25 protein-coding genes and 1 pseudogene are annotated in these 25,481 nt (G+C 63.2%); 13 read left to right on the forward strand and 13 right to left on the reverse strand.

Annotated features, from left to right (window positions below; translation table 11 throughout):
- Positions 1 to 4: 4 nt before the first annotated feature.
- Positions 5 to 445, forward strand: a complete 441-nt coding sequence (locus NKI69_RS09710; protein ID WP_023809387.1) for a DUF411 domain-containing protein — start codon at positions 5 to 7, stop codon at positions 443 to 445.
- A 161-nt stretch (positions 446 to 606) separates the two neighbouring features.
- Positions 607 to 1,053 (forward strand): hypothetical protein, encoded by a 447-nt coding sequence (locus NKI69_RS09715; protein ID WP_245273084.1) that lies wholly within the window; start codon positions 607 to 609, stop codon positions 1,051 to 1,053.
- A gap of 105 nt (positions 1,054 to 1,158) precedes the next feature.
- Here NKI69_RS09715 and NKI69_RS09720 read toward each other — a convergent pair whose 3' ends face one another.
- The 8 genes and pseudogenes from NKI69_RS09720 to NKI69_RS09755 form a co-directional block, all read right to left on the reverse strand.
- Entirely contained in the window at positions 1,159 to 1,941 is a 783-nt protein-coding gene (locus NKI69_RS09720; RefSeq protein ID WP_023809389.1) for an ABC transporter ATP-binding protein, read from the reverse strand.
- 10 nt (positions 1,942 to 1,951) lie between these two features.
- Positions 1,952 to 2,719 (reverse strand): ABC transporter permease, encoded by a 768-nt coding sequence (locus NKI69_RS09725; RefSeq protein WP_031212557.1) that lies wholly within the window; start codon positions 2,717 to 2,719, stop codon positions 1,952 to 1,954.
- Positions 2,720 to 2,819: 100 nt separating this feature from the next.
- Entirely contained in the window at positions 2,820 to 3,827 is a 1,008-nt protein-coding gene (locus NKI69_RS09730) for an ABC transporter substrate-binding protein (RefSeq protein ID WP_031212560.1), read from the reverse strand.
- Positions 3,828 to 3,991: 164 nt separating this feature from the next.
- Positions 3,992 to 5,325: pseudogene (locus tag NKI69_RS09735) on the reverse strand (hypothetical protein).
- 109 nt (positions 5,326 to 5,434) lie between these two features.
- Positions 5,435 to 6,166, reverse strand: a complete 732-nt coding sequence (gene hutC / locus NKI69_RS09740) for a histidine utilization transcriptional repressor HutC (protein WP_023809393.1) — start codon at positions 6,164 to 6,166, stop codon at positions 5,435 to 5,437.
- A 32-nt stretch (positions 6,167 to 6,198) separates the two neighbouring features.
- Positions 6,199 to 7,224, reverse strand: coding sequence for a zinc-dependent alcohol dehydrogenase (locus NKI69_RS09745; RefSeq protein WP_023809394.1), 1,026 nt, complete (start codon positions 7,222 to 7,224; stop codon positions 6,199 to 6,201).
- Between the two features lie 15 nt (positions 7,225 to 7,239).
- Positions 7,240 to 8,562: a histidinol dehydrogenase gene (gene hisD, locus NKI69_RS09750; RefSeq protein WP_023809395.1), complete on the reverse strand. Its 1,323-nt coding sequence runs from the start codon at positions 8,560 to 8,562 to the stop codon at positions 7,240 to 7,242.
- 207 nt (positions 8,563 to 8,769) lie between these two features.
- Entirely contained in the window at positions 8,770 to 9,543 is a 774-nt protein-coding gene (locus NKI69_RS09755; RefSeq protein ID WP_023809396.1) for an SDR family NAD(P)-dependent oxidoreductase, read from the reverse strand.
- A gap of 130 nt (positions 9,544 to 9,673) precedes the next feature.
- On the opposite strand from NKI69_RS09755, the gene NKI69_RS09760 reads away from it, so the two are divergent.
- Both NKI69_RS09760 and NKI69_RS09765 read left to right on the forward strand, forming a co-directional pair.
- Positions 9,674 to 10,777 (forward strand): histidinol-phosphate transaminase, encoded by a 1,104-nt coding sequence (locus NKI69_RS09760; RefSeq protein ID WP_023809397.1) that lies wholly within the window; start codon positions 9,674 to 9,676, stop codon positions 10,775 to 10,777.
- A gap of 108 nt (positions 10,778 to 10,885) precedes the next feature.
- The gene (locus tag NKI69_RS09765; RefSeq protein WP_245273087.1) at positions 10,886 to 11,257 is read left to right on the forward strand and encodes a hypothetical protein; all 372 of its coding nucleotides are present in this window, start codon (positions 10,886 to 10,888) and stop codon (positions 11,255 to 11,257) included.
- 147 nt (positions 11,258 to 11,404) lie between these two features.
- Here NKI69_RS09765 and NKI69_RS09770 read toward each other — a convergent pair whose 3' ends face one another.
- The 5 genes from NKI69_RS09770 to NKI69_RS09790 form a co-directional block, all read right to left on the reverse strand.
- A complete protein-coding gene (locus NKI69_RS09770; protein ID WP_023809399.1) occupies positions 11,405 to 12,088 on the reverse strand; it encodes an SGNH/GDSL hydrolase family protein in 684 nt (227 codons plus the stop codon).
- Positions 12,089 to 12,152: 64 nt separating this feature from the next.
- Positions 12,153 to 13,106, reverse strand: a complete 954-nt coding sequence (locus NKI69_RS09775; protein ID WP_023809400.1) for an ABC transporter permease — start codon at positions 13,104 to 13,106, stop codon at positions 12,153 to 12,155.
- A 3-nt stretch (positions 13,107 to 13,109) separates the two neighbouring features.
- Positions 13,110 to 14,072: an ABC transporter permease gene (locus NKI69_RS09780; protein ID WP_023809401.1), complete on the reverse strand. Its 963-nt coding sequence runs from the start codon at positions 14,070 to 14,072 to the stop codon at positions 13,110 to 13,112.
- Between the two features lie 10 nt (positions 14,073 to 14,082).
- A complete protein-coding gene (locus NKI69_RS09785; RefSeq protein ID WP_023809402.1) occupies positions 14,083 to 15,594 on the reverse strand; it encodes a sugar ABC transporter ATP-binding protein in 1,512 nt (503 codons plus the stop codon).
- Between the two features lie 81 nt (positions 15,595 to 15,675).
- Positions 15,676 to 16,755, reverse strand: a complete 1,080-nt coding sequence (locus NKI69_RS09790; protein WP_023809403.1) for a substrate-binding domain-containing protein — start codon at positions 16,753 to 16,755, stop codon at positions 15,676 to 15,678.
- Positions 16,756 to 17,097: 342 nt separating this feature from the next.
- Here NKI69_RS09790 and NKI69_RS09795 point away from each other — a divergent pair, with 342 nt between their 5' ends.
- The 9 genes from NKI69_RS09795 (at position 17,098) to NKI69_RS09835 (ending at position 25,464) form a co-directional block, all read left to right on the forward strand.
- Positions 17,098 to 17,748 carry an SGNH/GDSL hydrolase family protein gene (locus NKI69_RS09795; RefSeq protein WP_023809404.1) on the forward strand — a complete coding sequence of 217 codons (651 nt, stop codon included), beginning with the start codon at positions 17,098 to 17,100 and terminating at the stop codon, positions 17,746 to 17,748.
- A gap of 57 nt (positions 17,749 to 17,805) precedes the next feature.
- The gene (locus tag NKI69_RS09800; RefSeq protein WP_023809405.1) at positions 17,806 to 18,900 is read left to right on the forward strand and encodes an ROK family transcriptional regulator; all 1,095 of its coding nucleotides are present in this window, start codon (positions 17,806 to 17,808) and stop codon (positions 18,898 to 18,900) included.
- Positions 18,901 to 19,035: 135 nt separating this feature from the next.
- Positions 19,036 to 19,728, forward strand: coding sequence for a helix-turn-helix domain-containing protein (locus NKI69_RS09805; protein ID WP_023809406.1), 693 nt, complete (start codon positions 19,036 to 19,038; stop codon positions 19,726 to 19,728).
- A gap of 3 nt (positions 19,729 to 19,731) precedes the next feature.
- Positions 19,732 to 20,811 (forward strand): extracellular solute-binding protein, encoded by a 1,080-nt coding sequence (locus tag NKI69_RS09810; protein ID WP_023809407.1) that lies wholly within the window; start codon positions 19,732 to 19,734, stop codon positions 20,809 to 20,811.
- Positions 20,812 to 20,835: 24 nt separating this feature from the next.
- Positions 20,836 to 21,744: an ABC transporter permease gene (locus NKI69_RS09815; RefSeq protein ID WP_023809408.1), complete on the forward strand. Its 909-nt coding sequence runs from the start codon at positions 20,836 to 20,838 to the stop codon at positions 21,742 to 21,744.
- Complete coding sequence (locus tag NKI69_RS09820; protein ID WP_023809409.1) at positions 21,741 to 22,529, forward strand: ABC transporter permease; 789 nt, start codon at positions 21,741 to 21,743, stop codon at positions 22,527 to 22,529. The genes NKI69_RS09815 and NKI69_RS09820 overlap by 4 nt, the downstream gene beginning before the upstream one ends.
- A 1-nt stretch (position 22,530) precedes the next feature.
- The gene (locus NKI69_RS09825) at positions 22,531 to 23,640 is read left to right on the forward strand and encodes an ABC transporter ATP-binding protein (RefSeq protein WP_023809410.1); all 1,110 of its coding nucleotides are present in this window, start codon (positions 22,531 to 22,533) and stop codon (positions 23,638 to 23,640) included.
- A gap of 29 nt (positions 23,641 to 23,669) precedes the next feature.
- Positions 23,670 to 25,052: an NAD(P)/FAD-dependent oxidoreductase gene (locus tag NKI69_RS09830; protein WP_023809411.1), complete on the forward strand. Its 1,383-nt coding sequence runs from the start codon at positions 23,670 to 23,672 to the stop codon at positions 25,050 to 25,052.
- Between the two features lie 55 nt (positions 25,053 to 25,107).
- A complete protein-coding gene (locus NKI69_RS09835) occupies positions 25,108 to 25,464 on the forward strand; it encodes a cupin domain-containing protein (RefSeq protein ID WP_023809412.1) in 357 nt (118 codons plus the stop codon).
- Positions 25,465 to 25,481: the final 17 nt, after the last annotated feature.

Here is a 25,481-nt window from a genome sequence, read left to right on the forward strand (position 1 = left end):
TGCGATGAAACTGACTTACTCCCTCGCCGCCTTAGCGGTCGCGATCGCCATGCCGCTGCCAGCTGTCGCGGCGACCATCAACGCGGTGATGTACAAGAACCCGCAATGCAGCTGCTGCGAATCCTATGCCAACTATCTGGAACACAACGGCTTCAAGGTCGACATCAAGCCGGTCAACAACCTGTCCCAGATCAGCAGCGATGCCGGCGTGCCGGCCGACCTCGAAGGCTGCCACACGCTGATGGTCGACGGCTATGTCGTCGATGGCTTGGTGCCGGTCGATATCGTCAAGAAACTGCTGACGGAGCGGCCCGCCATCACCGGCATCACGCTAGCCGGCATGCCGACCGGCGCTCCCGGCATGGGTGGCGAGAAGGCCGGCCCGTTCATCGTCTACGCCTTCACCAAGGACGGCAAGGCGCCCACCGTCTACGCGACGGACTGAAAGGCAACCGCGATGTCTGCCGATATGTCGGATTGCCCTGCCCGAACCTGGCTCGCCATGATGTTCCGGTCCTTCGCACGGCCTCGTGTCCTGCTTTTGCGCCATTTCGCATACAAGGACATGAGTTTGTGCTAATATACAATGGCCATGCACCTTCGTGCGTGACCAACCAATGGGAGGATGCAATGAAAACCATAAATCGCAGGTCTGCAATTGCTCTCGGTGTGACGGCCGCCGCGATTACGCCTCTGTTCACCCTGGCGGCATCCGCGAAGGTCAAGAAATACGGCCCGAAGGAAGGCAAGGAGATTGCGCCCGGTGTAAGGGTGGTGGAGGTCGGCACCGGCGACTCCGACATCGCCGCTTACAAGAGCATCGCGATCGTCGATGTGGTGTTTCAGCCCGGAGCGCACGCTTCCGCGATGATGATGGACAACGACATGGTATGCACCATCACTTCAGGCGCGTTCACCATCAAGAAGGCAGACAAGGAATTCAAGCTCAAGACGGGTGACATGTACACCTGCGCCAAGGGCAAGACCGACGAGGCGACGAATACAAGCAAAGAGGTCGGCGTGCATCGTATCGCCGTCCTGATACCTGCGTAGCAGTTGGAGTTCCGGCCGGACAGGCGGCTTGCATGCTGTCCGGCCGTCGTTTGCGTATCGCCGGGTGCTAGCCTCGTCCGGCATGATTGGGCCTACCACAAGCGCCTACGCCATTTCGGGGCGTTTTGAACCCTCGCGGATGGCCTTGTGCACGCCGCGCTGCAGATCCATGAATGCAGGGCTTTCCATCACCTCTTCGCGGCGCGGGCGCTCGATATCGACGTTGAAGGTCTGGGTGATGCGGCCCGGGCCGATGCCCATGACGACGATGCGGTCCGACAGATAGACGGCCTCCTCCACATCATGGGTGACAAACAGGACGGTCAACCTGTGTTCCTCCCAGATCTGGGTGAGCAGTTCCTGCATCTGGTGCCGGGTCAAGGCATCGAGCGCGCCGAAGGGCTCGTCCATCAACAGCATCTTGGGCCGGTAGGAAAGCGCGCGCGCAATGGCGACGCGCTGTTTCATGCCGCCCGAGAGTTCGGCCGGGTAGCGGTCGGCGCTGTCGGACAGCTTGACGAGTTCGAGATGCTCCAGCGCGATCCTGCGGCAGGTCGGGCGATCGTAGCCGGCGGCCTTGAGGGCAAACTCGATGTTCTGCCGCGCCGTCAGCCAGGGAAGCAGCGTGTAGGACTGGAAGACGACGCCACGGTCGAGACCCGGCTGCAGGATCGGCGCGCCGTCGATGCTGAGATCGCCCGCGTCGAAGTCCTGCAGTCCGGCAACGATCGACAGCAGCGTGCTCTTGCCGCAGCCCGACGTACCGACCAGGGACACAAACTCGTTGTCGGCAAGATCGAGGTTGATATCGCGCAGCACTTCCGTGCGCCGTTCGCCCGTGCCGAAGCTCTTGCGGAGGCCGGCGATCCGCAATTTGGGGAAACTCATCGGCTGGACCTCATTGCGAGCGGCCCTCTTGCTTGAACAGCACCTTCTCCAGCGCCTTCATCACCTGGTCGGTGATGAGGCCAAGCAGGCCAAGCAGCAGGATGTAGCCGATGATCGTGTTGGTCTGGAAATAGCGCTGCGACACGGTGATGCGATAGCCGAGCCCCGAAGTCGCGGCGACAAGTTCGGCCAGCACCAGCCAGGTCCATGCCCAGCCCAGGCTGATGCGCAGCGTATCCCAGATACCCGGCAAGGCGCTGGGGACGACGATGCGCGTCAGGATCTTGCGATCCGGCAGGCCGAGTGTGCGCCCAAGGCCGATGAAATCGGTGGGAACCCGTTTGACGTTGTCCATGATCATAAGGACCTGCTGGAAGAAGGTGCCGATGAAGATGATCAGGAACTTCTGCGAATCTCCGGTGCCGGCCCAAAGAATGGAGAGCGGCACGAAAGCGACGACCGGCATGTAGCGGATGAAATCAACCAGCGGCTCGATGGCCGCTTCCCAAGAACGGAAACTGCCAATCAGAACGCCGATCGGTATCGACAGTACCGAGGCGATGAGGAAGCCGATGGAGATGCGATACATCGAGGCTTTGAGGTCCAGCCACAACGTGCCGTCGGCAGCGAGCTTGGCGATCTGCGTCGCGACGCTGCCCGGCGAAGGCAGGAAGATCGGCTTTACCAACCCCAGTCCGGTCGCCGCCCACCAGGCAAGGCCCAGCCCAACGAACACGGCCACCGCGATGATCAGAAAGCGCGACCTGGCGATGGGCACGCCGATCCCGGAGGATCGGCGGCGCCTCGCCTGTTTCGCGATCGGTCCTGGCGCCGGTCGCTCCCCGGGCATCTGTGTCACCACCGCGATCCGGCCTTGATCATTCCGCCGCCTTGACGAAGGACGGGTCGATCATCTGCTCCGGCGTCACATCGGCCTGCAGCAGCTTGGCGTTCTTGGCGGCGGCTTCGACATCGGCGAAGGTCTTGGTGGTGAAGTCGCCGGTGAGCGCCGTCTTGTTTTCGGCCAGCGAGTAGTAGCGCACGCCGTCAAAGGCGGTGTTGAGGTCCTTGACGTCCGAACCGACAGCCTTGGCGATGATGGCGCGGCCGCCGGGCGTATCAGCATTGTAGTCCTTGAGCGCTGCGTCCCAGCTCTTGATCATGGCCAGCACCTGGCCGGGCCGCGACTTGATCACCTCGTCACGCACCACCAGCACGTCGCTGATCAGGCCGGGATCCTCGCCGGCGGTGAACAGAAGCTTGAGGTCCTTGTTCTGCGCCATGGCGACGGTGAGGTACGGTTCATAAGTCACCGCGACCGGCACCTGACCGGCGATCAAGGCGCTGCCGGCATCGGACGCCGGCATCGGGACCGGCTTCACATCGTCGATCGACATGCCGTTCCTGGCGAGCGCGTATTTGAGCAGGATGTCGCTCGTCGTGCCTTCCTCGAAGGCGACCTGCTTGCCCTTAAGGTCCGCGATGGAGGTGACGTCCTTGCCGGCGATGATGGCGTCGGCGGTCATGGAGACGTCGAGCAGCAGCACGATCTTCACCGGCAGGCCGGCCGCAACCATGCCCATCGCCGTGTGGGTGGCGATGTTGGCGGCGTCGAGCTGGCCGCTTGCAAGTGCTGCATTGATGTCCTTGTCCTCGGCGAAGTTGACGATCTGGACGTCGCTCAGCCCGTTTGTCTTGAACAGACCCTTGGCCTCGGCGACATGCCACTGGCCATAGCCGAGCCAGGGCTCGATGCCGATCTTGAACGCTCCTGCCTCGGGCGTGGTGGGAATGGCCGCATCGGCCGCGTAGGCTGCCGGGGCGGCGGCGAGTCCGATGGCGGCGGCCATCACGAGCGCGCGAAACTGTCCTGTTAGGTTACGCATCATCTTTGTTCCCCTTGATGATCAGACCGCTTTTTCTAGCTGAGGTAGCCGGTCTGGTGAGACTGCGGGTTTCTGCTCTTGCGGCACTGTGCCTCGGCGTCTTACCTGCCACTTCATGGTGAAGTGCGAGGATATTTCAGCGTCAGCGGGAGCGGATGTCAAGGCTAAAATACATACATGCATATACAAGTTGGAAAGACTAAATTTCCCACCTTGGCCGGATCGATCCGGTCGAGGAAACCTGTCACCCGATCGGCTCCGGCAACGGGTTCGCTGCCGACCATGACCGCGACTGAGAAGGCAATGAGGGAGGAGACCGGCGTGTGGCTGCGCGCGCCAGCCCGCAGGTTCATAACCAGCGTCGGCGACAGGAAAAGACCGGCTCGCAGCACCGCGCGCCAATCGGCCGGCAGCATGCCGCGCCGTTTGAGCTCCAGCAGCAATGGCCGCCACAGCGCTGTCGCCTTGACCTCCAGCAGGTCGCGGCGGACGAGGCTCAGGTCCCAGTCCGTGTCGACATGGAGCAGATTTCCGTCCAGCCGCGCCTGGGCGCGAAAAGCCTCTGTCGCGGTCGCCGGATCATAGAGCCAGAACGGGTGGGCGAAGATGTTGTGGACGTCGCCTTCACCTCGGCCAGCAGCGTCGGGATGTGCGAGCCGGCAAAGGCGGGATCGAAGAAGGACAGCTCCGCCCTCCCCGCCTTCGCCGTGTACCAGACATTGGCGTTGTGGGCGTCGCCATGCGCGACCACGCCGCCGGCATCGGCAAGGCGGTCGGGCCGTAAGCGCACAGCCGCGGCATCGAAAAGCTCACCGATGCTGTCGGTGTACTGCTGGTCGTTGATGACGAATTTCAGCCGGGAAAACCGATCCCAATCCAGCTCGGCACCGGGAAAGACGAACGGCTTGCCGACATAGAAATCGGCCAGCCTTCCGCCTGGTGACAAGCGTGTCTCGGCATCGATCAGCCGCTCATGAAACAGCCTGTGGATCGGCTCCGCCGCCACGTCCTCGACAGTGACGGGATGCAGCGTCTCGAGATAGACCTTGAGCAGCCTGGCCGACAGGTCGCGCTCGGCAAGAACGGCTTCTTGCCGCTTGCAGGCATCGTCCTGCCCATCCAGCGCGAACAGCACATCCGAAAATCTTGGATCCGTGCGGCGGCGATAGACAAGGATCTGCTCGCCTGGTTGGGCAGACATATGCACGGGTTGGTCGACCGGCAGGCCGGCGCGCGACAGAATCTCGGCGCGGTAATACTCGCCCGTCATCGCCTCTTCCCGCTCCTCCTGATGGAACTTGAAGAAGTAGGCCTTGCCATCGTCCTCGAAGAAGCCGTTCAACGAATTGAGGCTGTACTTGTCGAAGTTGATGCGCACATTGCGGGGGGTCATCGCGAACAGGTCGCCCAGCAATGCCGCCAGCGCGCTTTGTGCTTCGGCAACATCATGCTGCGCGAGTGCCCGGATCCGCGCCGTGCGGCTCAGTGCCGGCGTCATCTGTCGCTCCTTCCAGCCAGTTCGTTCGCCGAGGGCGAAACCGTTTTCATCGATACATGTATATACATTGGCAGCGGGGCCGCTCCGACTTGCATTCGACCTGCTTCCGTTAGCTGCTTTTTGAAGGTGAATAGCGGCTGCCGAGCGAGTAGCGGCTGCCGGCATAAGTCAGCTTGCTGATCGTCGCCACCACCGCGCCTGTCCATGTCCGGCGGTGCAGGAAGAGGCAGCAGGCGCCGACATCGATGCCCAGATGCCGCGCCGTCTCGGCATCCGCCGGGATGGCGGAAATGATATGCTCGACCTCGGTCACCGGGGTTTTCTGCATGAGGTAGTCATAGGTCGCCGTCTTCGAAAAATCCTGCTTGTCATAGTCGGGGATGAGGCTCGGATTGACGAAGCGCTCTTCCAGTTGCACCGGCAAATCATTCTCGAAATTGACGACGACAGAATGATAGATCGGGACGCGCTTTGCGAACTCGAACGACAGCGCCAGCTCCTTTGTCGGCATGATGGTTTCGAGGACGAGGACTTCGGAACGATGCCTGTTGCCGCGCTCGACGATCTCGGCTGCGATGTTGTTGATCTCGATCAGTGTCGATTGCGGCCGCGGTGGCGCGATGAAAGTTCCCACACCTTGCAGACGGATCAGGAACCCGGCCGAGGTCAACTCTCTGAGCGCCCGGTGAACCGTCATCCGCGACACGCCGAGTGAAGCCACCAACTCATTCTCGGACGGCAGCTTGCGATCCTTGCCCCACCGGCCCGTTCCGATGTTGGCCAGGATGTAGTCCTTCACCTTCTCGTAGAGAGGGCTGGCCGTGTCAGGCAAAGTGACCATTTCCAAAGTCCTTTCCGGCGATTCATCGGAAATCACGACCGCTCGACAGGTTGCCGCATGCGGATGATTGTTTTCAAGCCGTCGCTGTGTCCCGCCAACAGCCGCTCATAGGCAGCCGGAATGTCATCCAGGCCAATCTCCTGGTCGATCAGCGCCAACAGCGGTTCGCTGAGCTCACCTAGCATCCGCACGGCCTCGGGCAGCTCATCGGCAAAGGCGTGGCATCCCAGCAACCCGATTTCGCGTTCGACCAGCGTATTGGGATCAATGTTGAGGCGGCCGTGAAAGATGCCCACCATGGCGATCGTGCCGCCGGGATCGAGAACGCCAAGCAACTGGTTGAGCGCCGCGACGCTGCCGGTCGCCTCAATGGCCGCGAGCAGCGGGGCATTGGCGGTTGCGGCGGCAACGGCATCCCGGTTCAGATCGACCATCGTGGCACCCGTCACCCGCGCCACCCGGGCGCAGCGGCTCTGGTTGCGGTCGGCGACGAGCACGATGCCGGCGAAGGTCCGCGACAGCAGCAGCGCGGCAAGACCGCCGATGGGCCCGCAGCCGACGACCAGCACCGCGCCTGCCGTTTTCGGCAGCCGCCGCACCGCATGCAACGCCACCGCCAGCGGCTCGGCCATCGCCGCGACCCGCTCGTCGAGCCCGGCATCGATGATATGCAAGAGCCGTGCGGGCAGCACCGCCTGTTCGGCAAACCCACCGTCGCAGATCTCCCCCACAAAGCCCAGCGACGCACAGAGATGCCGCCTGCCGGCATGACATTGCGCGCAGTCTCCGCACCAGAACCGTGAATCGGCAACCACCCTGTCACCGACGGCGACGCTATCAACGCCTGCGCCGATGGCGGTCACCGTGCCGGCCAGTTCATGGCCGGCCGTCGACGGCGACCGGCTTATCCATTGCCCCGTGCGGAAATTGTGCAGATCAGAACCACAGATGCCGGCGGCATCGACCCTCAGCTTCACCCAGCCCGGATCCGGCGCGCCTGGCGGAGCGATGTCCTCGACACGCAGGTCACCAGGTTGATAAAGTCGAGCAGCCCTCATCGCGATCGTTTCCGCTCAGCCGGCGAGATAGCGGTCGCGGATTTCCGAGACCGCGTTCTCGTGCGAACTGAAGCCCTCATAGCGGGCAAGCCTGCGGGCATGCAGAGCGAGTTCCGGATAGGCCGCCGAGGTGACATAGCCGACCGACGAGCGCTTGACGAAATCCGTCACCGAAAGCGGGCCGTAGGTCCGCGCCCACCGGCTGGTCGGCAGCACTGCATTGGGTCCAAGGACGAAGTTGGCAAGGGTCACCGGCGTATGCGGTCCCATGAGGATTTCGGCCGCCTCGGTGATGCGTCCGAGATGGGCGAACGGCTCCGTCGACAGGATCTCGAGATGTTCGGGCGCATAGTCGTTGATGAAGCGGTAGCTGTCTTCCAGCGATGCGGTCAGCACGATGCCGCCGCGCTTGCCGGTCAGCACCGCGCGCGAAAACTCCACACGCTGCTCGGTCATCCGCGACCAATGCTCGGGAAGTGCGGCGAGTGCTGCTTCTGCGATCTTGCGGCTGTGCGTCACCAGATAGGCCGAGGAATCTGGCCCGTGCTCGGCTTCGATCAACAGGTCGAGCGCGGCAAGCCCGCCGTCGACGCTGTCATCGGCAAAGATAATCGCTTCCGACGGGCCCGCCGGAAGGCCTGTGTTGATGACCGATGACAGCACGCTCTTGGCCGCCACCACCCACGGGCTGCCGGGACCGACGATCTTGAGTGCGGGCTTCACCGTCTCGGTGCCGTAAGCGACGGCGGCAACTGCCTGGGCGCCGCCGCATTTGTAGACCGTGCCCACGCCGGCGAGACGCGCGGCGACGAGCGTTGCCGCGTCCACCGAACCATCCGATGTCGGCGGCGTCACGATGGCAATCTGCGGCACGCCGGCAATCACCGCCGGCACCGACGTCATCATCGTCACCGACGGGAAAGCGCCCTTGCCGCGCGGCACGTAGAGCGCAACGGATGCGATGGGCGTGTACCTGTCCCCGGCATAGGCGCCCGGCCGGACTTCCTTGAGCCACATCGTCTCCGGCTTCTGCTCCTCATGGAAGCGCCTGATGTTGTCGATGCCGAACTGGATGCTCTCGACGACGTCCCTTTCCACCTTGTCGAACGCCGCATCGAACTCGGCTTCCGACACCTGCAGTTCGCCCTCGGCGACATTGGCCTTGTCGAGTTCCCCGGCGAAGCGGATCAAGGCGGCGTCGCCTTCGTCCTTGACGGCCTGGATGATCGGCCGGACCTTCTCAACGAAGACCGTCAGATCGGCCTCGGCGCGCTTCAGCAGACTGGCGCGCTGGTCGGCATCGATGGATGACAGATCGTGGAAGCTGATGTCGGACATGATTGCTCGTCTCCTGGAACTCTTGGAACGCAATGACGGTTGGCCCGTGGATGGCCATAGTTCTGCGGGTCGACAAGCCGACCGGGGCAAGGATCAAAGCCGTCGAGAGGCTTCACTCAGGCAAAAGTATATACATGTATGTATGATGGTCGCCAGCAATTTTTCCATCATCCTTCCCGTCGAAACTGCGGAGGCAAACCTGCCTCATCAGATCGAGGCGAGAAAGCCGCCATCGACCGGAATGGACTGGCCGGTTATGTAGGCAGCCGCATCCGAAGCGAGGAACACGGCGATGCCGTGCAAGTCGTGGAGATCACCGAAACGCCGCTGCGGGATCTTGGCCAGCATGGAGTGCTGCCATGCCTCGTCGCTGTAAAAAACGTCGGTCATCGCCGTCCTGAAATAGCCCGGCGCGATGGCGTTGACCCTTATGCCAAGCTCCGCCCACTCCGCCGCAAGGGCGCGGGTCATGCCGAGCAGGCCCGACTTCGACGAGCCATACGGCACCGCGGTGGGGATTCCGACTTCGGATGTCAGCGAGCACAGATTGATGATGGCACCAGGGCGTCCGGCGTCGCGCATCTGCCGCGCGGCGGCCTGGGCGCAGAAGAACGCTCCCTTGAGATTCGTGTCGACGATCCTGTCCCACAGCGCCTCGTCGACATCGAGCGAGGGCCGCACCTCCTCCACGCCGGCATTGTTGACGAGAATGTCGAGACCGCCAAGCAGGCTGGCAGCCTCTGCGGTTGCTGCCCGGCAGCGGCCGACATCGGTGACGTCGAGAGCGATGGCGTGCGCCACTCCGCCGGCGGCGCGGATGGCTGCCGTGGTGGCCTCCAGCGAGGCCAGGCTGCGCGCCGTGACCGCGACGTCTGCGCCGGCAGCACTCAGCGCCTCGGCGATGCTGCGCCCGATGCCCCGGCTTGCACCGGTGACAAGCGCCTTCCTGCCGGAGAGATCGAAGAGAGAAGCGTTGCGCATGTGATCCTCCTGATCGGTGTCGGTTTCCGCTTCAGCGTCGAGACTATCAGATCAAGTTGCATATACAAGCATATACAAACTGTTTGGGCTACGGTACGGATGACGAAATCCACCGCAGAGGAGCCCGCCCTTGTCGAAAGCCTCGGATATGGTCCGTACCGAAGTCAACCGCCTGTCGCCCTACAATTCCGGGCTGACAATTGACGAGGTCATGGAGCGATACGCACCGGCCAGAATCGCCAAACTGTGCTCGAACGAAAACCCGCTCGGGCCCAGCCCGACCCTCGCCACGACGATGCATGCCGGCTCCGAGATGTTCCGCCTCTATCCGGACCCTGCCGGGCGCAAGCTGCGCCAGGCGATCGGCGACAAATATGCCGTCACCGAGGACCAGATTATCCTCGGCAACGGTTCCGAAGACCTTCTCTCCGTCATCAGCCGTGCCGTGTTGCGGCCGGGCGACGCGGTCGTCACGCTCTATCCGTCGTTTCCGCTGCATGAGGACTACGCGACGTTGATGGGCGCTACCGTCAAGCGCGTTGTCGTCAACGACGATCTGACCATTAATGTCGATGCGCTGGTCGAGGCGGCGCGCGAGCGGCCGCGCATGCTGCTGTTCTCGAACCCGATGAACCCGGTCGGCAGCTGGCTCTCCGGCGGCGATCTGTCGAGGGTTCTGGATGCGACGAGCGACGAGACGCTGATCGTCATCGACGAAGCCTATGCCGAATATGCCGAGGGCGACGACTATGCGTCGTCCCTGCCCTATCTCGAAAAGCTGGACCGGCCCTGGATCGTGCTGCGGACCTTTTCCAAGGCGTTCGGTCTGGCCGGATTGCGGATCGGCTTCGGCATCGTCGGTGACCCGGAGCTGCGCGCGCTGCTCGACCGCGTCCGCACGCCTTTCAACGCCAACGGCATGGCCCAAGCCGCCGCACTCGCGGCGCTGGCCGACGACGAACACCTCGCCAGGGTCGTCGCGCTGGCCAGGGCGGAGAGAAAACGCGTCGAGACTTTTCTGGCGAGCAAGGGCCTCGACGTCGCCGCCTCCAGGGGCAACTTCCTGTTCTTCAACTGCCGGCGAGATGCTTCCGTGTTCGTCGAAAGCCTGTTGCGGCAAGGCGTCATCGTCAAGCCGTGGAAGCAGCAGGGTTTTGACACCTATGTGCGCGTCAGCATCGGCTCGGCTGCGGAGAACGACCACTTCATGGCCGTTCTGTCGGAGCTGTTGTGAATACACGCTTTGATCGGGATTCGGAACGGACCAGCCAAATTGACCTGCTCCTTGCGGCAGCGAGGTACCAGTTCGGGCACGATGTCACGCTGCGGCGCAATTCGTCGAATGAGGCAGCAGATTTTTTTGAGCTTCAGGCCGACAGCAGGCCTTAACTTTCGCGGCGTGGGTTTTTACATCTCTGGGGTCTGCAAACGATCGACGCTTGAGGAGGCTCCCTTGCAGCAACCAGATGACATCGCCGCCCGCCGATTGGGCATTCTCATCGAGCAATATGTGGAAGCGCGCAAAAAACGATACGGCTATGTGTCGACCGAGCAGGCCTATCGGGCCATCCGGCAGGTCCTCAAACCCGTCATTCCCGACCGCGAACTCGACGACATGGTCGCCTCGCTTGCCGTGAAGAACGGTCTGGCGGTCGTTTTCGACCGCCAAACCAAAGCGTCCGCCGATGACGTAGCTCCGAGGCCAAGCCCCTAGATCGACGCACATCTGCCGGCGCAGGGCGCCATATCAATACGGGGCCAAACGCATCGTTCGGCCCCGCATCGATGTGCATCGCCGGAGGAACCTGCGATACACCTGCGCCGTGGGCCTGTGTGCCGCAAGCCGACGGGCGTGGCGGCTTCAAGCGGCGGTGCTGACCTGGCCCGGCTCGAGGATCGACTTGACCTTGCCGGCCACCGCGCGTCCCAGATCGGCGTTGTTTGCGGCGGTGAAATGAATTCCGTCGACACCGTCCGTGGTGAGGTAATCGCCGGCATTGAGGAAGTCGATCTTCATGAAATCCGCCATCGCCTTGTACTGCCTGGCCAGATCCCTGGATTTTTCGTGCCCGCCGCCGAACATGCCCTCGAACCACGGATCGGGCATCGGGGTCAGCGGCGGCGGCGCAATGACCAGCGCCTTCGGCGCCGGATAAGGCGTGCCGATGCCGCCGGCACTGGTCAGGATCTGCCCGACCAGTTTCGCCATTCCATTGGCGATCTCATAAGGCGTCCGGCGGAAATAAGACTTGGTGTCGTTGGTGCCGAGCATGACAATGACCAGGTCCAGCGGCAGATGGCTGGCGATGGCCGAGGGCAGATAATTGGCCCCGTTCAGGCGCGGATCGTTGGGGTCGTCGAGACAGGTGGTGCGCGCGCTCAGGCCTTCTTCGATGATATGGTAGCCCGCCCCCAGCGCCGCCGACATCACACCGGTCCAGCGCTGGTCATAGGGGTAGCGGTAGGTCGGCGACCCCTCCTTGACCGGAACCCAGCCCCAGGTCAGCGAGTCGCCGTAGCACATGATGTTTTTTGGCGGTGACATCCATGTTTCTCCATCTGTTTGCAATTGTCTGAACGCCGGCGCACTTGCTTTTCGCCGTCTTAAGTCAGGGGTTTCGCACGCGCACTCCGTAGAAGATCGCCGCGCCGAGGATGATGACGCCCTGCGCGATGAGCTTGCCGGGCTCGTCGATGCCGAGCACCGTCATCACCACGAACAGCAGCGCAAAGCACAGCGCCCCGAAGAAGGGCCCCCAGACGCCGCCGTCGCCACGACCGAAGACGACGCCGCCGAGGATCGTTGCCGCGACCGCCAGGATCGGCAGGTCGAGGCCGACACGGACGCTGCCGACGGCGATCGAACCGGTCTGCACCAGGGCCGCGATCGCCGCGATCAGGCCGGCGAGCGTATGCGCCAGGATGACCGTGCGCTGGACCGGCACGCCGGAAAAATGCGCGGCTTCGGCATTCTCCCCGACCGAGGCGACGTAGCGGCCAAAGACGGTCCGCGACAGAAGCAGCCACACCGAAGCGGTCAGCAGGACCCAGAACAGCACCGGCGTCGGAACCGACAGGAATTTCGTGTTGTAGAGGTCGTTGAACAGCTTCGGCACATCGCCGGGCGGATTGCCGCTCGACAGGAACTGCACCAGCCCTACCAGGATGATGCTGACCGCCAGCGTGACGATGACAGCCGACACCCGCCGGCTCCCTATCATGAAGCCGTTGAACAGGCCGATGACGAGGCCGGTGGCGAGCGCCAGCACGACGAAGAAAGGCATCGACGCGCCGGGGAAAGTGCCCGACGAGATGAAATAGTTGATGAGCAGGATGATGCCGCCGCCGGAGAGGTCGATCGACTTCACCCGCATGACGACGAGCTGCCCCAGCACCAGGATGCCGAGCGGGACGATCTGCCTGACGAAGATACCCATGATGTTGAGGTTGAGCATGTTCGGTCGCGCGATCCACAGCGTCGCCAGCAGCACGAGAAAGACAAAATAGGACGGCGGTATGCGCAGCAGGCGCCGGGCGATCGGATTTGCGAGAACGGCAGCCATCTTTTAGAGCCCCATCTTCTTGCGGGATTGCAGCCCGACCACCGCCAGCAGGATGCCGCCCTTGATCGCGGTCTGGACAAAGGGGGAGACGTTGGCGAGGTTCATGCCATTGGCCAGCAGCGCCATGACCAGCGCGCCGATCACCGTGCCGTGCAGGCTGCCTATGCTGCCGGAGAGCTGGGTGCCTCCAAGGGCGACGGCGGTGACGGTGTCGAGTTCGAAAAGCAGCCCGACATTCGGATCGCCCGACACGATGCGCCCGGCCAGGAAGACACCGGCAACGGCCGCGAAACAGGAACAGACCACATAGGCGAGGATGATGTTGCGACGGTCGGAGACGCCGAAATTGCGGGCAGCACTTTCAGCGCCCGAAGCAATGCCGCCGCCAATCGCAAACAGATGCAGCCCGTATCGCGATCCGTAGAGCAGTTTCCACGCTGCCAGGATCACGACGATGCCCCAGAAAACCGGATAGGGAACGCCGAGGAAACTGCCTGAGACGGCATCGATGACGATCTCCGGCACCGTACCGCCGGACACAGGACGCAGGATGCGCGTGATGCCGAGCACGATGTACTGCGTCGACAGCGTCGCGATGATCGGATGGACGTTGAAACGGGTGATCGCCAGGCCGTTGATCAGCCCGATGAGTGCCGCCAGCACGAAGACCGCCGGGATCAGCACGACAGCCGGCTGATCGAGCGCCAGCACCGCCGTGGTGAAGCTGATGACGGAGCCGACCGACAGATCGAGCCCGCCGATGAGCACGACCACCAACTGTCCGATGGCCGCGATGATCAGCGGCATTGCCTGGGCCACCAGGTTGAAGAGGTTTTCGGCCGTGGCAAATTGTGTCGTCTCGACGGTCAGCCACAGCGAAATGAACAAGGCGACCAGCAGTGGCAGGCCCCACAGGCCTTGCCGCGTGTTCCGGCCACTCAGGATGTTGAACAGCGAGCGAACCATGGCAGCCCCCCTAGTGCTGGCGCGCGGAGCCGCCCGTCAGGGCCGCGTCGAGGATCTTGTGTTCCGTCGCCTGCGCCGCCGGCATTTCGGCAACGATGGTGTCGTCGTGGACGACGTAGATGCGATCGCAGAGCCCGATCAACTCGATCGTCTCGCGCGACAGCACCAGCACGGCGCCGCCCTTGGCGGTAAAGTCGCGCAGCAGGTGGTAGATCTCGGACTTGGCGCCGATGTCGACGCCGCGGGTCGGCTCCTCGACCAGCAGAAGATCGAGATCGGCGGCCAGGTAGCGGCCGAGGAGAACCTTTTGCTGGTTGCCGCCCGACAGGGAGCCGACCGGCGCGGACGGCCCTGCCGCCTTTATGTTCATGACCTCCATCATGCGGGCGATGACGTTTCGATACGGCTGCGCCGGCGCGAGTTCGAATCGCCTCGAATGCAATCCGATGGCGATGTTGTGGGCGATCGGCAAAGCGAGGAAGAGCCCCTCCTCCTTGCGGTCCTCGGGAACGAAGCCGACCCTCAGCTGCTGCAAATGGCGAACGCCTGATGATGCCGGGAGCGGCATTTTCAGCGCTTTGCCGTTGACGGAAATCGTCCCGGCGGAGGGATGATAGCGGCCGATCAGCGATCTCAGGAAGCGCTGCTGGCCCTGCCCCTCCAGTCCGGCCAGGGCTACGATCTCACCCTTGTGCAAAGACAGCGACAGCGGCCGCGATGTGTCGGTGATTCTGAGGTTCTCGACTCGCAGGATCTCATCACCCTTATCGCCCGTGCGATCGGGAAAAAGGTCCTGGAGTTCGCGTCCGACCATCATGGCGATGAGGTCGTCGGTGGTGATCTCGGACACCATCCTGGTGCCGACCAGTGCGCCGTCCTTCAGCACCGTCACCGTGTCGCACAGCTCGAAGATCTCCTCCATGCGATGCGAGATGTAGACGATGGCTTTTCCCTTATCGCGCAGCCGGCGGATGTTGCGGTTGAGCACATCGACATCGGCCGCGTTGAGAGCAGCCGTCGGCTCGTCGAGGATAAGCACGCTGGCGTCCGCCTGGATGCAATGCGCGATCTCGACGAATTGCCGCTCGGCTATGGTCAGGTTGGAAACGAGTTGCGACGGGTCGAGCGTGAGGCCGAGTTCGCCAAGCGCCTTGGCGGTCTGGCTTTTCATCGCCCGATAATCGATCGAGCCGAACCGGGTCGTCGGCTCCCGGCCCAGAAACATGTTTTCGGCGATCGACAGATTGGGCAGCAGCGAATGCTCCTGGAAAACGGTCGAAATGCCGGCATCGAGTGCGGCGCGCGGCGATTTCAGATCGAGCTTCTCCCCGTTCATGAAGATCTCGCCGGAATCGGGCTGATGCACGCCCGCCAGGATCTTCATCAACGTCGATTTGCCGGCGCCGTTCTCGCCCATCAGGGCGTGGACGCTGCCCGCCTTGAGATCGAGGGAAACGGAATGGAGCGCCTTGCTCCCTCCGAATGCCTTCGAAATGTGGGACATCTCGATAAGATTGGTCACGAAACCCTCGAACGAACCAAATTCAACACATGGAACGGCCTGCGGGGAATGCTTGTCCACTCCCCGCCAGCCACGGCGCCGTCACTTCTTGCCGTAATATTCCTTGAGCTTGTCCTCGGGCAGTTCGCTCGGCCACCAGACATTGGCGGTCAGGTCGTCGCGATAGTATTTTTTGGCCTTGTCCTGGTCCCATCCGTCGGGATTATAGACATAGCGTTTGTAGAGCTGCTTGCCTTCCAGAAGGGCAACAGCGGCGCGCACGCCGGCCGCACCTTGGGCGGGGCTGTATTCCGGCGAGATCGACTTGAACCCGTCCGTGATCCACTGGCCGAAATAGCCATTGTTGCCCTCGCCCGAAATCGGCGGAACGGGCGTGCCGAACTGCTTGAAGACATCGACGCAGGCGCGCGTCATGTCAGCGCCGGACGACCAGATGCCGTCAACCTGTGGGTTGTTCAGATAAAGCGTCTCGCACAGCTTCTTGGCCTTGTCGTACTGCCAGTCACCATGCTCCTCGGCGATGATCTGCACATGCGTGCCCTTGAGCGACTCCAGGAGTCCGTTGTAGCGGTTGGTGTCTTCCGGATGTCCGGCCAGGCCACGCAGGACCCAGATCTTGCCGTTGTCGCCGACGGTCTTGACCAGCCAGTCGCCCATCACCTTGCCGAAATGCTCGGCGCCGCCTTGGATTTCGGTGGTGTAGGCGTCGGAATCGATGCGACCGGTGTGGAGAATGACGGGAATGCCGGCGGCGACCGCCTTGGCGATGCTGGCATTCGCCGATGTGCTGGTCACCGGCTGCACGATGATCGCGTCGACATGCTGCGCAATCAGGTCCTCGATATCCGCCACCTGCTTCTTCTGGTCGAAGCCGGCATCGAGCAGGATGAATTTCGAGATGCGCTTGTCCTTGGCCGCGGCATTCTCCGCCTCATGCGCCACCTGTACCGTCCACGTGTTTGCGTTGACGCCGAAGTCGCTCATTCCGATGACCCAGGGCGGGTCCTTCTTGAACGCACCGGCCGCGGTCATGCGCGTGTCGTCGGGGCGCGGCGCGACGCCGTCCATCAGCTTGATGTCTTCCGCATGCGCCAGGGACGTCACGGCAAGCGTGGACGCAACTAGCATCCCCAGGCCGACGGTTTTCAGCAATCCTAACATTCAACTCTCCTCCTTGTGGTTGTCCCGGCCTACGAATTCGTATGGCCGGCCGTACGAATGTGTACTGCCGCGAGACGCTCTCCCGATGCATGCTCGTCGTCGCAAACCGACCGATGCACGCGATTCTCCCGTCCCCGAACACATGCGTGTCGAGGCCCAACCCGGGCTGGACGATGGTGACGGTTGAGAACTCCTCCGGCACTTTAGAAGCACAGCGGATTCGCCCTGTCAATAGTTAGTCATGTTGAATGACTATTCCCTTGCTTGCCTTTCACCGCTCCGCTATCCATCATGAATGGCGCTCGCCGGCTTCGGCGCGCTGTCAGTCCCGGCGGGAAAAACATGCGATCAGTCTTGTGCTACGGCGACTCCAACACGCACGGCCAGATCCCCGGCAGGGGGCCGCTCGAGCGCTATGGGCCGGGTGAACGCTGGCCGGGAATATTGCGTTCTCAGCTAGGCCCCGACTGGTATGTCATCGAGGAAGGATTGAGCGGCCGCACCACCGTCCACGACGACCCGATCGAGGGCGCCCACAAAAACGGCAGAACCTATCTTCGCCCCTGCCTGCAGAGCCATGCGACGCTCGACCTCGTCATCATCATGCTCGGCACCAACGACCTGAAGATCCGCTTCAACAAGCCGCCGTCGGAAGTGGCGATGGGGATCGGCTGCCTCGTCTATGACATCAAGGAGCTGGCGCCTGGGCCAGGCGGCTCGACGCCCGAGATCATGATCGTGGCGCCGCCGCCGATGCAGGACGACGTCAAGGAATGGAAGTCCATCTTCGCCGGTGCGCCGGAGAAATCGCGCCTGCTCGCGCTCGAGTTCGAGGTTCTGGCGGACTCGCTCGAACTCCACTTTTTCGATGCCGGCTCGGTGGTGTCGTGCAGCGAAGCGGACGGCTTTCACATCGATGCCGAGGCGCACAGATTGCTGGGCACCGCACTTGCCCGCGCGGTCGATGCCATCGGCTGGAGCCGCTCGACATGAGCAACACTAAAGCCACCGGGCAACGAGCTCCAACCGACGGGGCGACCCTTGCCTGACATGAGGTTCGCACCACCCAATCCATTGCGCATCGCCGATCGCGCGAGCGGGCTGAATGCGTTGAGCGTCCGCAGCTACAATGAGCGGCTGGTGCTGTCGCTGCTGCTTCAGAACGAAGGCATTTCGCGGATGGAAATCGGCGAAAAAACCGGCCTCTCGGCGCAGACGGCATCGGTTATCGTCCGCTCGCTCGAGCAGGAAGGCCTGGTCTCGCAAGGCGAGGCGCAGCGCGGCCGCGTCGGGCCGCCCACCATCCCGCTTTCGCTCAACCCGGAGGGCGCCTATGCGGTTGGCGTCGGCTTCAGCCGACGCCGGATCGACATCGCACTCATCGATTTCATCGGCACCGTGCGCTTCCACACGCAATTGCCGGCGGATGAAGCCAATCCCTTTCCGCAAAGCGGCGATCTGTTCGGCGCGATCAGGCAAGCCATGACCAGCCTGCCGGTCGAGGCGCGCAGCCGGGTTGCCGGCATCGGCCTGGCCGTTCCCGACGATGTCGACACGATGGCTGCAACCCGCAACGGATCGAGCACCTCGCTGAAAGCCTTGCAGGGGGAGATCGAGGAACAGATCAAGCTGCCGGTTTTCGTGCAGAACGACATCACCGCGGCAGCTGGCGGCGAGAGCATGTTCGGCGTCGCAAAGCCGCTCAACGACTATCTGTTCTTCTATCTGGGAGCACGGCTGCAGAGCAGGCTCATCCTCAACCACCAGATCTACAAGGGAAACTCCAGCGCCAGCTTCGATCATGGCCTGATGCGCCTGGAGAGCGAACTGGCCATGCGCGGGCGCCCGTCCGAAATCATCTGGAGCAGCAGCCCTGAGTGGCCTGACCTGGGCGAGGCCTACAGCGCATGGCTGGGCGAGTGTTCCGACCGCCTGAAAGCGTCGATCTCCGCGCTGACCCAGTTTGTCGAGTTCAGTTCGGTCGTCCTGTCCAGCTATGCGCCGCAAAAGATCGCCGAGGCCTTGTGCGACGACATCGGCCGGGAATTCCCCGGCATCGAAGCGCTGCCCGCGCGGGTCAGCATCAGCCCGAAGGCCGTCGGCGCGGCAAGCCTGCCGTTCAGTTCGCGCTTCATGATCCAGTGATCGAGCCGAACCGGCGTTGCCGGTCTGCCGATCATGCACCCTCTGCAGGTCCATCGATGATTTTCAGGTGACCAAGCGAATCTACTTGCCAGGACGCCTCACTTAATAGCATGTTAAGTGAACCCTGAGATCGCCATGAAAATCGCTGCGGATCACGCACTCAATGACAATGCCGCAACCAGCGCCGAAGCGCGCCGCTCGACGGTATTGGGCGATCGCATCAAGGCCTATCGCACCACGCGGCGCCTGACGCTGCGCCAGCTCGGCGGCATGATCGGCACCACCGCCAGCTTCCTGAGCCAGCTCGAGCGCGGCCTTTCCGGCGCCAACACCAGCACATTGATGCTGATCGCCAATGCGCTCGGCATCAGCCTCGCCGATCTTTTCGACGACTGCGAAGTGTCGCCGCACGCGGTGCTGACACGCGCCGAGCGGCCGGCGCTGCCGACCAGCGAAGGCTACCGCAAGACGCTGCTGTCGCGCCGGCCGATCCGCGAGATGGAAGTCTATTGCGGCGAGTTCGCCGTCGGCGGCTCCACCGGCGACGTGCCCTATACGCATGGCAACGCGAGCGAGATGTTCCTCGTGCTGCGCGGACGCGTGCAACTGACGCTCGGCGACGAGAGCTTCACCCTCGAAGAGGGCGACAGCATCGAATATTCGACCTCGACGCCGCACCGGACGATCAATGTCGGCGATGCGGTGGCCGAGGTGCTGTGGATCATCGCGCCGCCGACAAGCGGCGCTGTCGACCTCGATCAATATGTAGCCCGGAAAACGCTCGCGCCCGGCCTGCCAAAATCAAACAGCGAGCCATCGGAGGGTTAGAAAATGGGAAGCAGATCAAGATTGGCCGGATTTGTCGGCGCCGCCGCACTGGCCTTGCTCGCAGCCGCCGCTCACGCGCAGAACGCGCCGCCGGCCGGAACCGTGGTCGACGGCTCGTTGAAGGGCAAGACGCTGACCTTCGTCTCCTATGGCGGCATCTACCAGGACGGCCAGGTTGCCGCGCTCAAGGAATTCGTCGACAAGAGCGGCGTCAAGCTTTTGAACGACGGACCGACCGAAATCGCCAAGCTTCAGGCGCAGGTCGAATCAGGCAATGTGACCTGGGATGTCGTCGACACAGACGATTTTCCGCCCTTCGTGCATTGCGGAAAACTGTTCCAGAAACTCGATCTGACCAAGCTCGACATCTCGCACATCCCGCCCGGACAGGTCGGCGAATGCAGCGTGCCGGCGATGAACTACGGCATGGTCCTGATGTACAAGAACGACACGTACAAGGACAATCCGCCAAAGGACTGGAAGGATTTCTTCGACACCGCGAAATTCCCCGGCACCCGTGCCATCGACGGCAGTGGCAGCCCGCTCGGCGGCCTGATCGAACAGGCCATCCTGGCCGACGGCGGCAAGGTCGACGCCATGACGCCTGCCGATATCGACAAGGGCATCGCCAAGATCAAGGCGATCGGCCCCGACACCATCTTCTGGAAGACCGGCGCAGAATCCCAGCAGCTTGCCGAATCCGGCGAGGCCGACATGATCATCATGTGGACTGGCCGCGCCATGACGGCGGTCAAGAATGGCGCTGCCTATACGCCGGTGTGGAAGGACTGGCTGGTCGTCATGGATCAGCTGACCATCCCGGTCGGCGCCAAGGACACCGATGCCTCCTACGCGCTGATCAACGCCTATCTCGGCAAGAAGTCGCAGGAGATCCTGACCGAGCAGACGTCCTACTCGCCGATCAACAACGAGGCGCAGCCCAAGGTCGACGCATCCGTCGCCGCCTTCCTGACCAACACGCCGGACCACGCGAAGCTCGGCTACCAGCAGAACATCAAGTTCTGGGTCGCCAATTTCGCCGCCGCGTCCGACAAGTGGACGGCGCTGATGGCCGGCAACTGAGCCGGCTATCACTGAGGTGACGGCGTGAGCCAGACATCGCATACGCCGACGGCCGGGGGTGATCATTCCCGGCCGTCAGGTGCCGTGCAGGGGCCGCAGCGGCGCCTGCGCCTTGCCGCCTATCCGTCCCTGCTGGCGATGCCGGCCCTGCTCCTGCTTATCGCGGCTATGGGCTATCCCTTGCTGACCGTCACGCTGCGCAGTTTTTCGGACCCGGCCTGGGGCCTGCAGAACTACGTCTGGTTCTTCTCCACGCCGGTGAACGTCACCGTCCTGTGGCGCACCTTTTCCATCGCCGCCTGGGTCACCATCGTCTGCGTCATCGCGGCCTACCCCTACGCCTATCTCATGACGGCCGTCGAGCCGCGCCTGCGACTCGTCCTCATCTTGTGCGTTTTGGTGCCGTTCTGGGTCAGCGGCGTGGTGCGCACCTTGGCCTGGGTCATCCTGCTGCAAGATTCCGGCATCATCAATTCGGTGATCAGGCTGCTCGGCTTTGACGGCGTGAAGCTGATCCGCACGCAGACCGGAGTCGTCATCGGCATGGCGCAGGTGTTGCTGCCGTTCATGATCCTGCCGCTCTATTCGGTCATGCGCGGCATCGATTTGCGCCTCGTGCAGGCGGCGCGCAGCCTTGGTGCGCGCCCGGCACGCGCCTTCCTGGAAATCTATCTGCCGTTGTCGCTGCCCGGCGTCTTCGCCGGCGCCATCATCGTCTTCATCCTGTCGCTCGGCTTCTACATCACGCCGGCCCTGCTCGGCGGCCCGCGCAGCACCATGCTGTCGACGCTGGTGCAGAGCCAGGTGCTCAGCCTGCTCAACTGGGGCCGAGGCGGCGCCATGGGCGTCGTCCTGCTGGTCGCGACCTTCGTGCTGCTGGCGCTCGCCGCACCGCTGATGCGCCAGCGCCACAAGCAGGCGTCCAGATCATGAGACAAACGCCGTTCCGCATTCTGCTCGGCCTGTTCTGCCTGCTGGTCGCCGTCTGGCTGGTGATGCCGACGCTGGTCATCATCCCGATGTCGTTCAACGAGAAGAAGTCGCTCGCTTTCCCGCCGTCCGGCTTCTCCTGGCAGTGGTACGCGAATTTCTTCACCAATCCCGATTGGCTGTCGAGCTTCTTCAATTCGCTCAGGGTCGCGGGCCTCGTCGCCGTTGCCGCCACGCTGATCGGCACGCTGGCGTCGCTTGGCCTCAGCCGCATGAAACATTCCGGCGCCGGCCTGCTGCGCGCCATCCTGATCACGCCGATGATCGTGCCCGGCGTGGTGCTGGCGATCGGCATCTATGCCGTTTACCTCGACTACCAGCTTGTCGGCACCACCACCGGCTTCGTCATCGCGCACACGATGCTGGCGATCCCCTTCGTCATCATCGCCGTATCGGCAAGCCTCGAAGTCTTCGACGTGCGGCTGGAAACGGCGGCGGCCAGCCTCGGCGCCAACCGCTTCACCACATTCCGCACCGTGACCTTGCCGCTGATCGCGCCCGGTATCCTGTCCGGGCTTTTGTTTGCCTTCGTCACCTCCTTCGATGAAATCATCGTCGCGCTGTTCATCACCAGTCCCTACCTCAAGACCTTGCCGGTGCAGATCTTCACCAGCATCACCCGCGACGCCGACCCGACGGTGACGGCCGTCGGAACCATCATCTTCATTGCCACGACGCTGATCATCAGCGCCGGGCTGATCATCAGCTCGAAATCGACGAGGAGTTGAGATGACTGCGAGGGAACGTGGCGCGGCCATCGACATCAAGGGCGCAACCAAGCGCTACGGCAATTTCACCGCGCTCGACGATGTCAGCCTGCATATCGAGCCCGGCGAGTTCATGACGCTGCTGGGGCCTAGCGGCTCGGGCAAGACGACCACGCTCAACGTCGTTGCGGGCTTCACCGACCTCACCGCAGGCGATCTTGCCGTCGGCGGCAACAGCATCGTCGCCCTGCCGGCGCACAAGCGCAACATCGGCGTCGTGTTCCAGCACTACGCGCTGTTTCCGCACATGACCGTCGGCAAGAACGTCGCCTATCCCCTCACCTTGCGCGGCATGGACAAGCAGGCGCGCGACCGTCTCGTCGTGCGAGCGCTGGACATGGTCAAGATGGCCGATTTCGCGCATCGCTATCCCTCAGAGCTTTCCGGCGGCCAGCAGCAGCGCGTGGCGCTGGCGCGCGCCATCGTCTTCGATCCGCCGCTGCTGTTGATGGACGAACCGCTCGGCGCGCTCGACAAGAAACTGCGCGAATGGCTGCAGCTGGAGATCAAGCGCATCCACCGCGAACTCGGCACCACCTTCGTCTATGTGACGCACGACCAGGAAGAAGCGCTGGTTCTGTCCGACCGCATCGCCGTGTTCAACCAGGGGCGCATCGAACAGGTCGGAACCGGCCGCCAGCTCTATGACGAGCCGACGACCTTGTTCGTGGCCAAGTTCATCGGCGAATCGACCAGTTTGCGTGGCACCGCCCAGACGTCAGGAAACGAGACCAGCCTGACGATCGCCGGCCAGAAGATCGTGGCCAACGGCAAGCTTGCCGGCGGAGGCAAACCGGTGGTCCTGCTGCGGCCGGAAAAGCTCTCGCTTGCCGGCACCAACACGCCTCCCGCCGCCGGGCAGAACAGCCTCACCGGTGAGGTCAGCGAGGCGATCTATCTGGGGTCGGGTTCGAAATACCAGGTGACGCTTCGCGATGGCTCGGTGGCCATCGTGCGCTCGTCGCTGGAAGCCACACCGTTCTCGATTGGTGACACGGTCGATCTGCGCTGGTCGGTAGTCGATGCAAAACTTCTTGCCGACGACGATCGCGCCGACATGACGATGACCTGATCGCTCTTTTCCCCGCAGGATTTTTAGACATGGACGCCAAAGTCAACGGCAACGTCTCGTTCTGGTATGCCGACATCGGGCTGCCGGCCTATCGCGCGCCGCTCCCGGGTGACCTCGAAGCCGATGTCTGCATCGTCGGCGCCGGCTACACCGGCTTGTGGACAGCTTACTATCTGAAGAAGGCCGATCCTTCGATCCGCATCGCCATCGTCGAAAGGGAGTTCGCCGGCTTCGGCGCGTCGGGCCGCAATGGCGGCTGGCTGTCCGGCGGCTTCAGCTGGTCGCGCGAGAAATATCTGCGGACCTCGACGCGCGGCGCCGTCATCGACATGGAAACCGCCATGCATGGCACGGTCGACGAAGTGATCGCGGTGACCGAGGCCGAAGGCATCGATGCCGACATCCGCCGCGTCGACAATCTGACGGTTGCGACCAACCCGCCGCAGCTCGAACGGATCAAGGCCGCCTATGCCGATGCGATCGGCTGGAGCGTGCCGCAGGACCGCGTCAGCCTGATTGGCCAGGCAGAGGCCAAGGCCCGCATCAACATCAAAAATGTGCTTGGCGGCTATGTCCACCACGGCACCGCGCGCGTGCAGCCGGCCAAGCTGGTGCGTGGGCTCTCCGAAGCCGTCGAGCGGCTTGGCGTGCCGATCTACGAGCAGACCACCGTGACCGGCATCGAGAAGGGCAAGGTCACGACGAACCGCGGCACCGTGCGCGCGCCGATCATCATCCGCGCCACGGAAGGGTTCACGGCCGGCATATCAGGCAATGAGCGGCTCTGGCTGCCGCTCAACAGCGCGCAGATCATCACCGAGCCGCTGCCGCAATCGCTATGGGACGAGATCGGCTGGGAGGGCCATGAGCTTCTCGGTGACGCCGCGCACGCCTATTGCTATGCGCAGCGCACCCGGGAAGGCCGCATCACCATGGGCGGGCGCGGCGTGCCCTATCGTTACGGCTCGCAAACGGATGTGCGCGGCCAGACGCAGCAGGCCACGATCGAAAGCCTGCACGCGATCCTCACCCGGCTTCTGCCGCAGACAGCCGGGCTTCGCATCGACCACGCCTGGTGCGGCGTTCTGGGCGTGCCGCGCGACTGGTGCACGACATCAGGCCTCGACCCTGAAACCGGCATCGGCTGGGCCGGCGGCTATGTCGGGCTTGGCGTCTCGAGTTCCAACCTTTCGGGCCGCACGCTGCGCGACCTTATCCTGCGCCGCGACACCGAACTGACCCGCCTGCCCTGGGTCAACCGCCAGGTGAGCAAATGGGAGCCCGAGCCGATGCGCTGGCTCGGCGTCCACTCGATGTATCAGCTCTATCGCGTCGCCGACGAGCGCGAGGAAGCCGGCCTCCAGCATACGTCGAAACTGGCCGCAATCGCCGACCGCATCACCGGGCATTGAGCCTCGGAGCGATTCCAAAACTTTCTGCATTTTCAGTGCCTGCCCGGAGACTGCCATGACCGACTTCCAGACCTTCGCCCATCTCGCTTCCATCGACCTCGGCGAGCCTGAGCCCAAGCCGACCTCGATCAGCGGCGATCAGCTCGAAGCAGCGAAGACGCTGTGGACCTCGCCTGACGGCACACTGGAAGTCGGCGTCTGGGAGTGCACGCCGGGCCGCTTCACCGCATCGCGCGAGAGCAATTCCGAAACCTGCCACATCGTGTCAGGTCGGGTCTCGCTGCATGGTCCCGATGGCCGCAGCGAGGACGTCGGTCCGGGCGAAATGCTGGTGCTGCCGAAAGGCTGGAAAGGCGAATGGACGATCCACGAGAAGACGCGCAAGCTCTATATCCTGCACTTCGAGGCGTGAGCTGACTGGAACAGCCG

Source organism: Mesorhizobium sp. M0491, assembly GCF_040321265.1.
Classification (GTDB): domain Bacteria; phylum Pseudomonadota; class Alphaproteobacteria; order Rhizobiales; family Rhizobiaceae; genus Mesorhizobium.

Bases quoted from the DNA above. Each gene is read 5' to 3' on its own strand.
- NKI69_RS09770 (WP_023809399.1), bottom strand. From the start codon at position 12,088: ATGTCACCGCCAAAAAACATCATGTGCTACGGCGACTCGCTGACCTGG.
- NKI69_RS09765 (WP_245273087.1), top strand. From the start codon at position 10,886: ATGAGGCAGCAGATTTTTTTGAGCTTCAGGCCGACAGCAGGCCTTAAC.
- NKI69_RS09730 (WP_031212560.1), bottom strand. From the start codon at position 3,827: ATGCGTAACCTAACAGGACAGTTTCGCGCGCTCGTGATGGCCGCCGCC.
- NKI69_RS09755 (WP_023809396.1), bottom strand. From the start codon at position 9,543: ATGCGCAACGCTTCTCTCTTCGATCTCTCCGGCAGGAAGGCGCTTGTC.
- NKI69_RS09805 (WP_023809406.1), top strand. From the start codon at position 19,036: ATGAAAATCGCTGCGGATCACGCACTCAATGACAATGCCGCAACCAGC.
- NKI69_RS09780 (WP_023809401.1), bottom strand. From the start codon at position 14,072: ATGGTTCGCTCGCTGTTCAACATCCTGAGTGGCCGGAACACGCGGCAA.
- NKI69_RS09820 (WP_023809409.1), top strand. From the start codon at position 21,741: ATGAGACAAACGCCGTTCCGCATTCTGCTCGGCCTGTTCTGCCTGCTG.
- NKI69_RS09835 (WP_023809412.1), top strand. From the start codon at position 25,108: ATGACCGACTTCCAGACCTTCGCCCATCTCGCTTCCATCGACCTCGGC.
- NKI69_RS09720 (WP_023809389.1), bottom strand. From the start codon at position 1,941: ATGAGTTTCCCCAAATTGCGGATCGCCGGCCTCCGCAAGAGCTTCGGC.
- NKI69_RS09825 (WP_023809410.1), top strand. From the start codon at position 22,531: ATGACTGCGAGGGAACGTGGCGCGGCCATCGACATCAAGGGCGCAACC.
- NKI69_RS09810 (WP_023809407.1), top strand. From the start codon at position 19,732: ATGGGAAGCAGATCAAGATTGGCCGGATTTGTCGGCGCCGCCGCACTG.
- hutC (WP_023809393.1), bottom strand. From the start codon at position 6,166: ATGGTCACTTTGCCTGACACGGCCAGCCCTCTCTACGAGAAGGTGAAG.
- NKI69_RS09830 (WP_023809411.1), top strand. From the start codon at position 23,670: ATGGACGCCAAAGTCAACGGCAACGTCTCGTTCTGGTATGCCGACATC.
- NKI69_RS09795 (WP_023809404.1), top strand. From the start codon at position 17,098: ATGCGATCAGTCTTGTGCTACGGCGACTCCAACACGCACGGCCAGATC.
- hisD (WP_023809395.1), bottom strand. From the start codon at position 8,562: ATGTCCGACATCAGCTTCCACGATCTGTCATCCATCGATGCCGACCAG.
- NKI69_RS09710 (WP_023809387.1), top strand. From the start codon at position 5: ATGAAACTGACTTACTCCCTCGCCGCCTTAGCGGTCGCGATCGCCATG.
- NKI69_RS09800 (WP_023809405.1), top strand. From the start codon at position 17,806: ATGAGGTTCGCACCACCCAATCCATTGCGCATCGCCGATCGCGCGAGC.
- NKI69_RS09745 (WP_023809394.1), bottom strand. From the start codon at position 7,224: ATGAGGGCTGCTCGACTTTATCAACCTGGTGACCTGCGTGTCGAGGAC.
- NKI69_RS09775 (WP_023809400.1), bottom strand. From the start codon at position 13,106: ATGGCTGCCGTTCTCGCAAATCCGATCGCCCGGCGCCTGCTGCGCATA.
- NKI69_RS09790 (WP_023809403.1), bottom strand. From the start codon at position 16,755: ATGTTAGGATTGCTGAAAACCGTCGGCCTGGGGATGCTAGTTGCGTCC.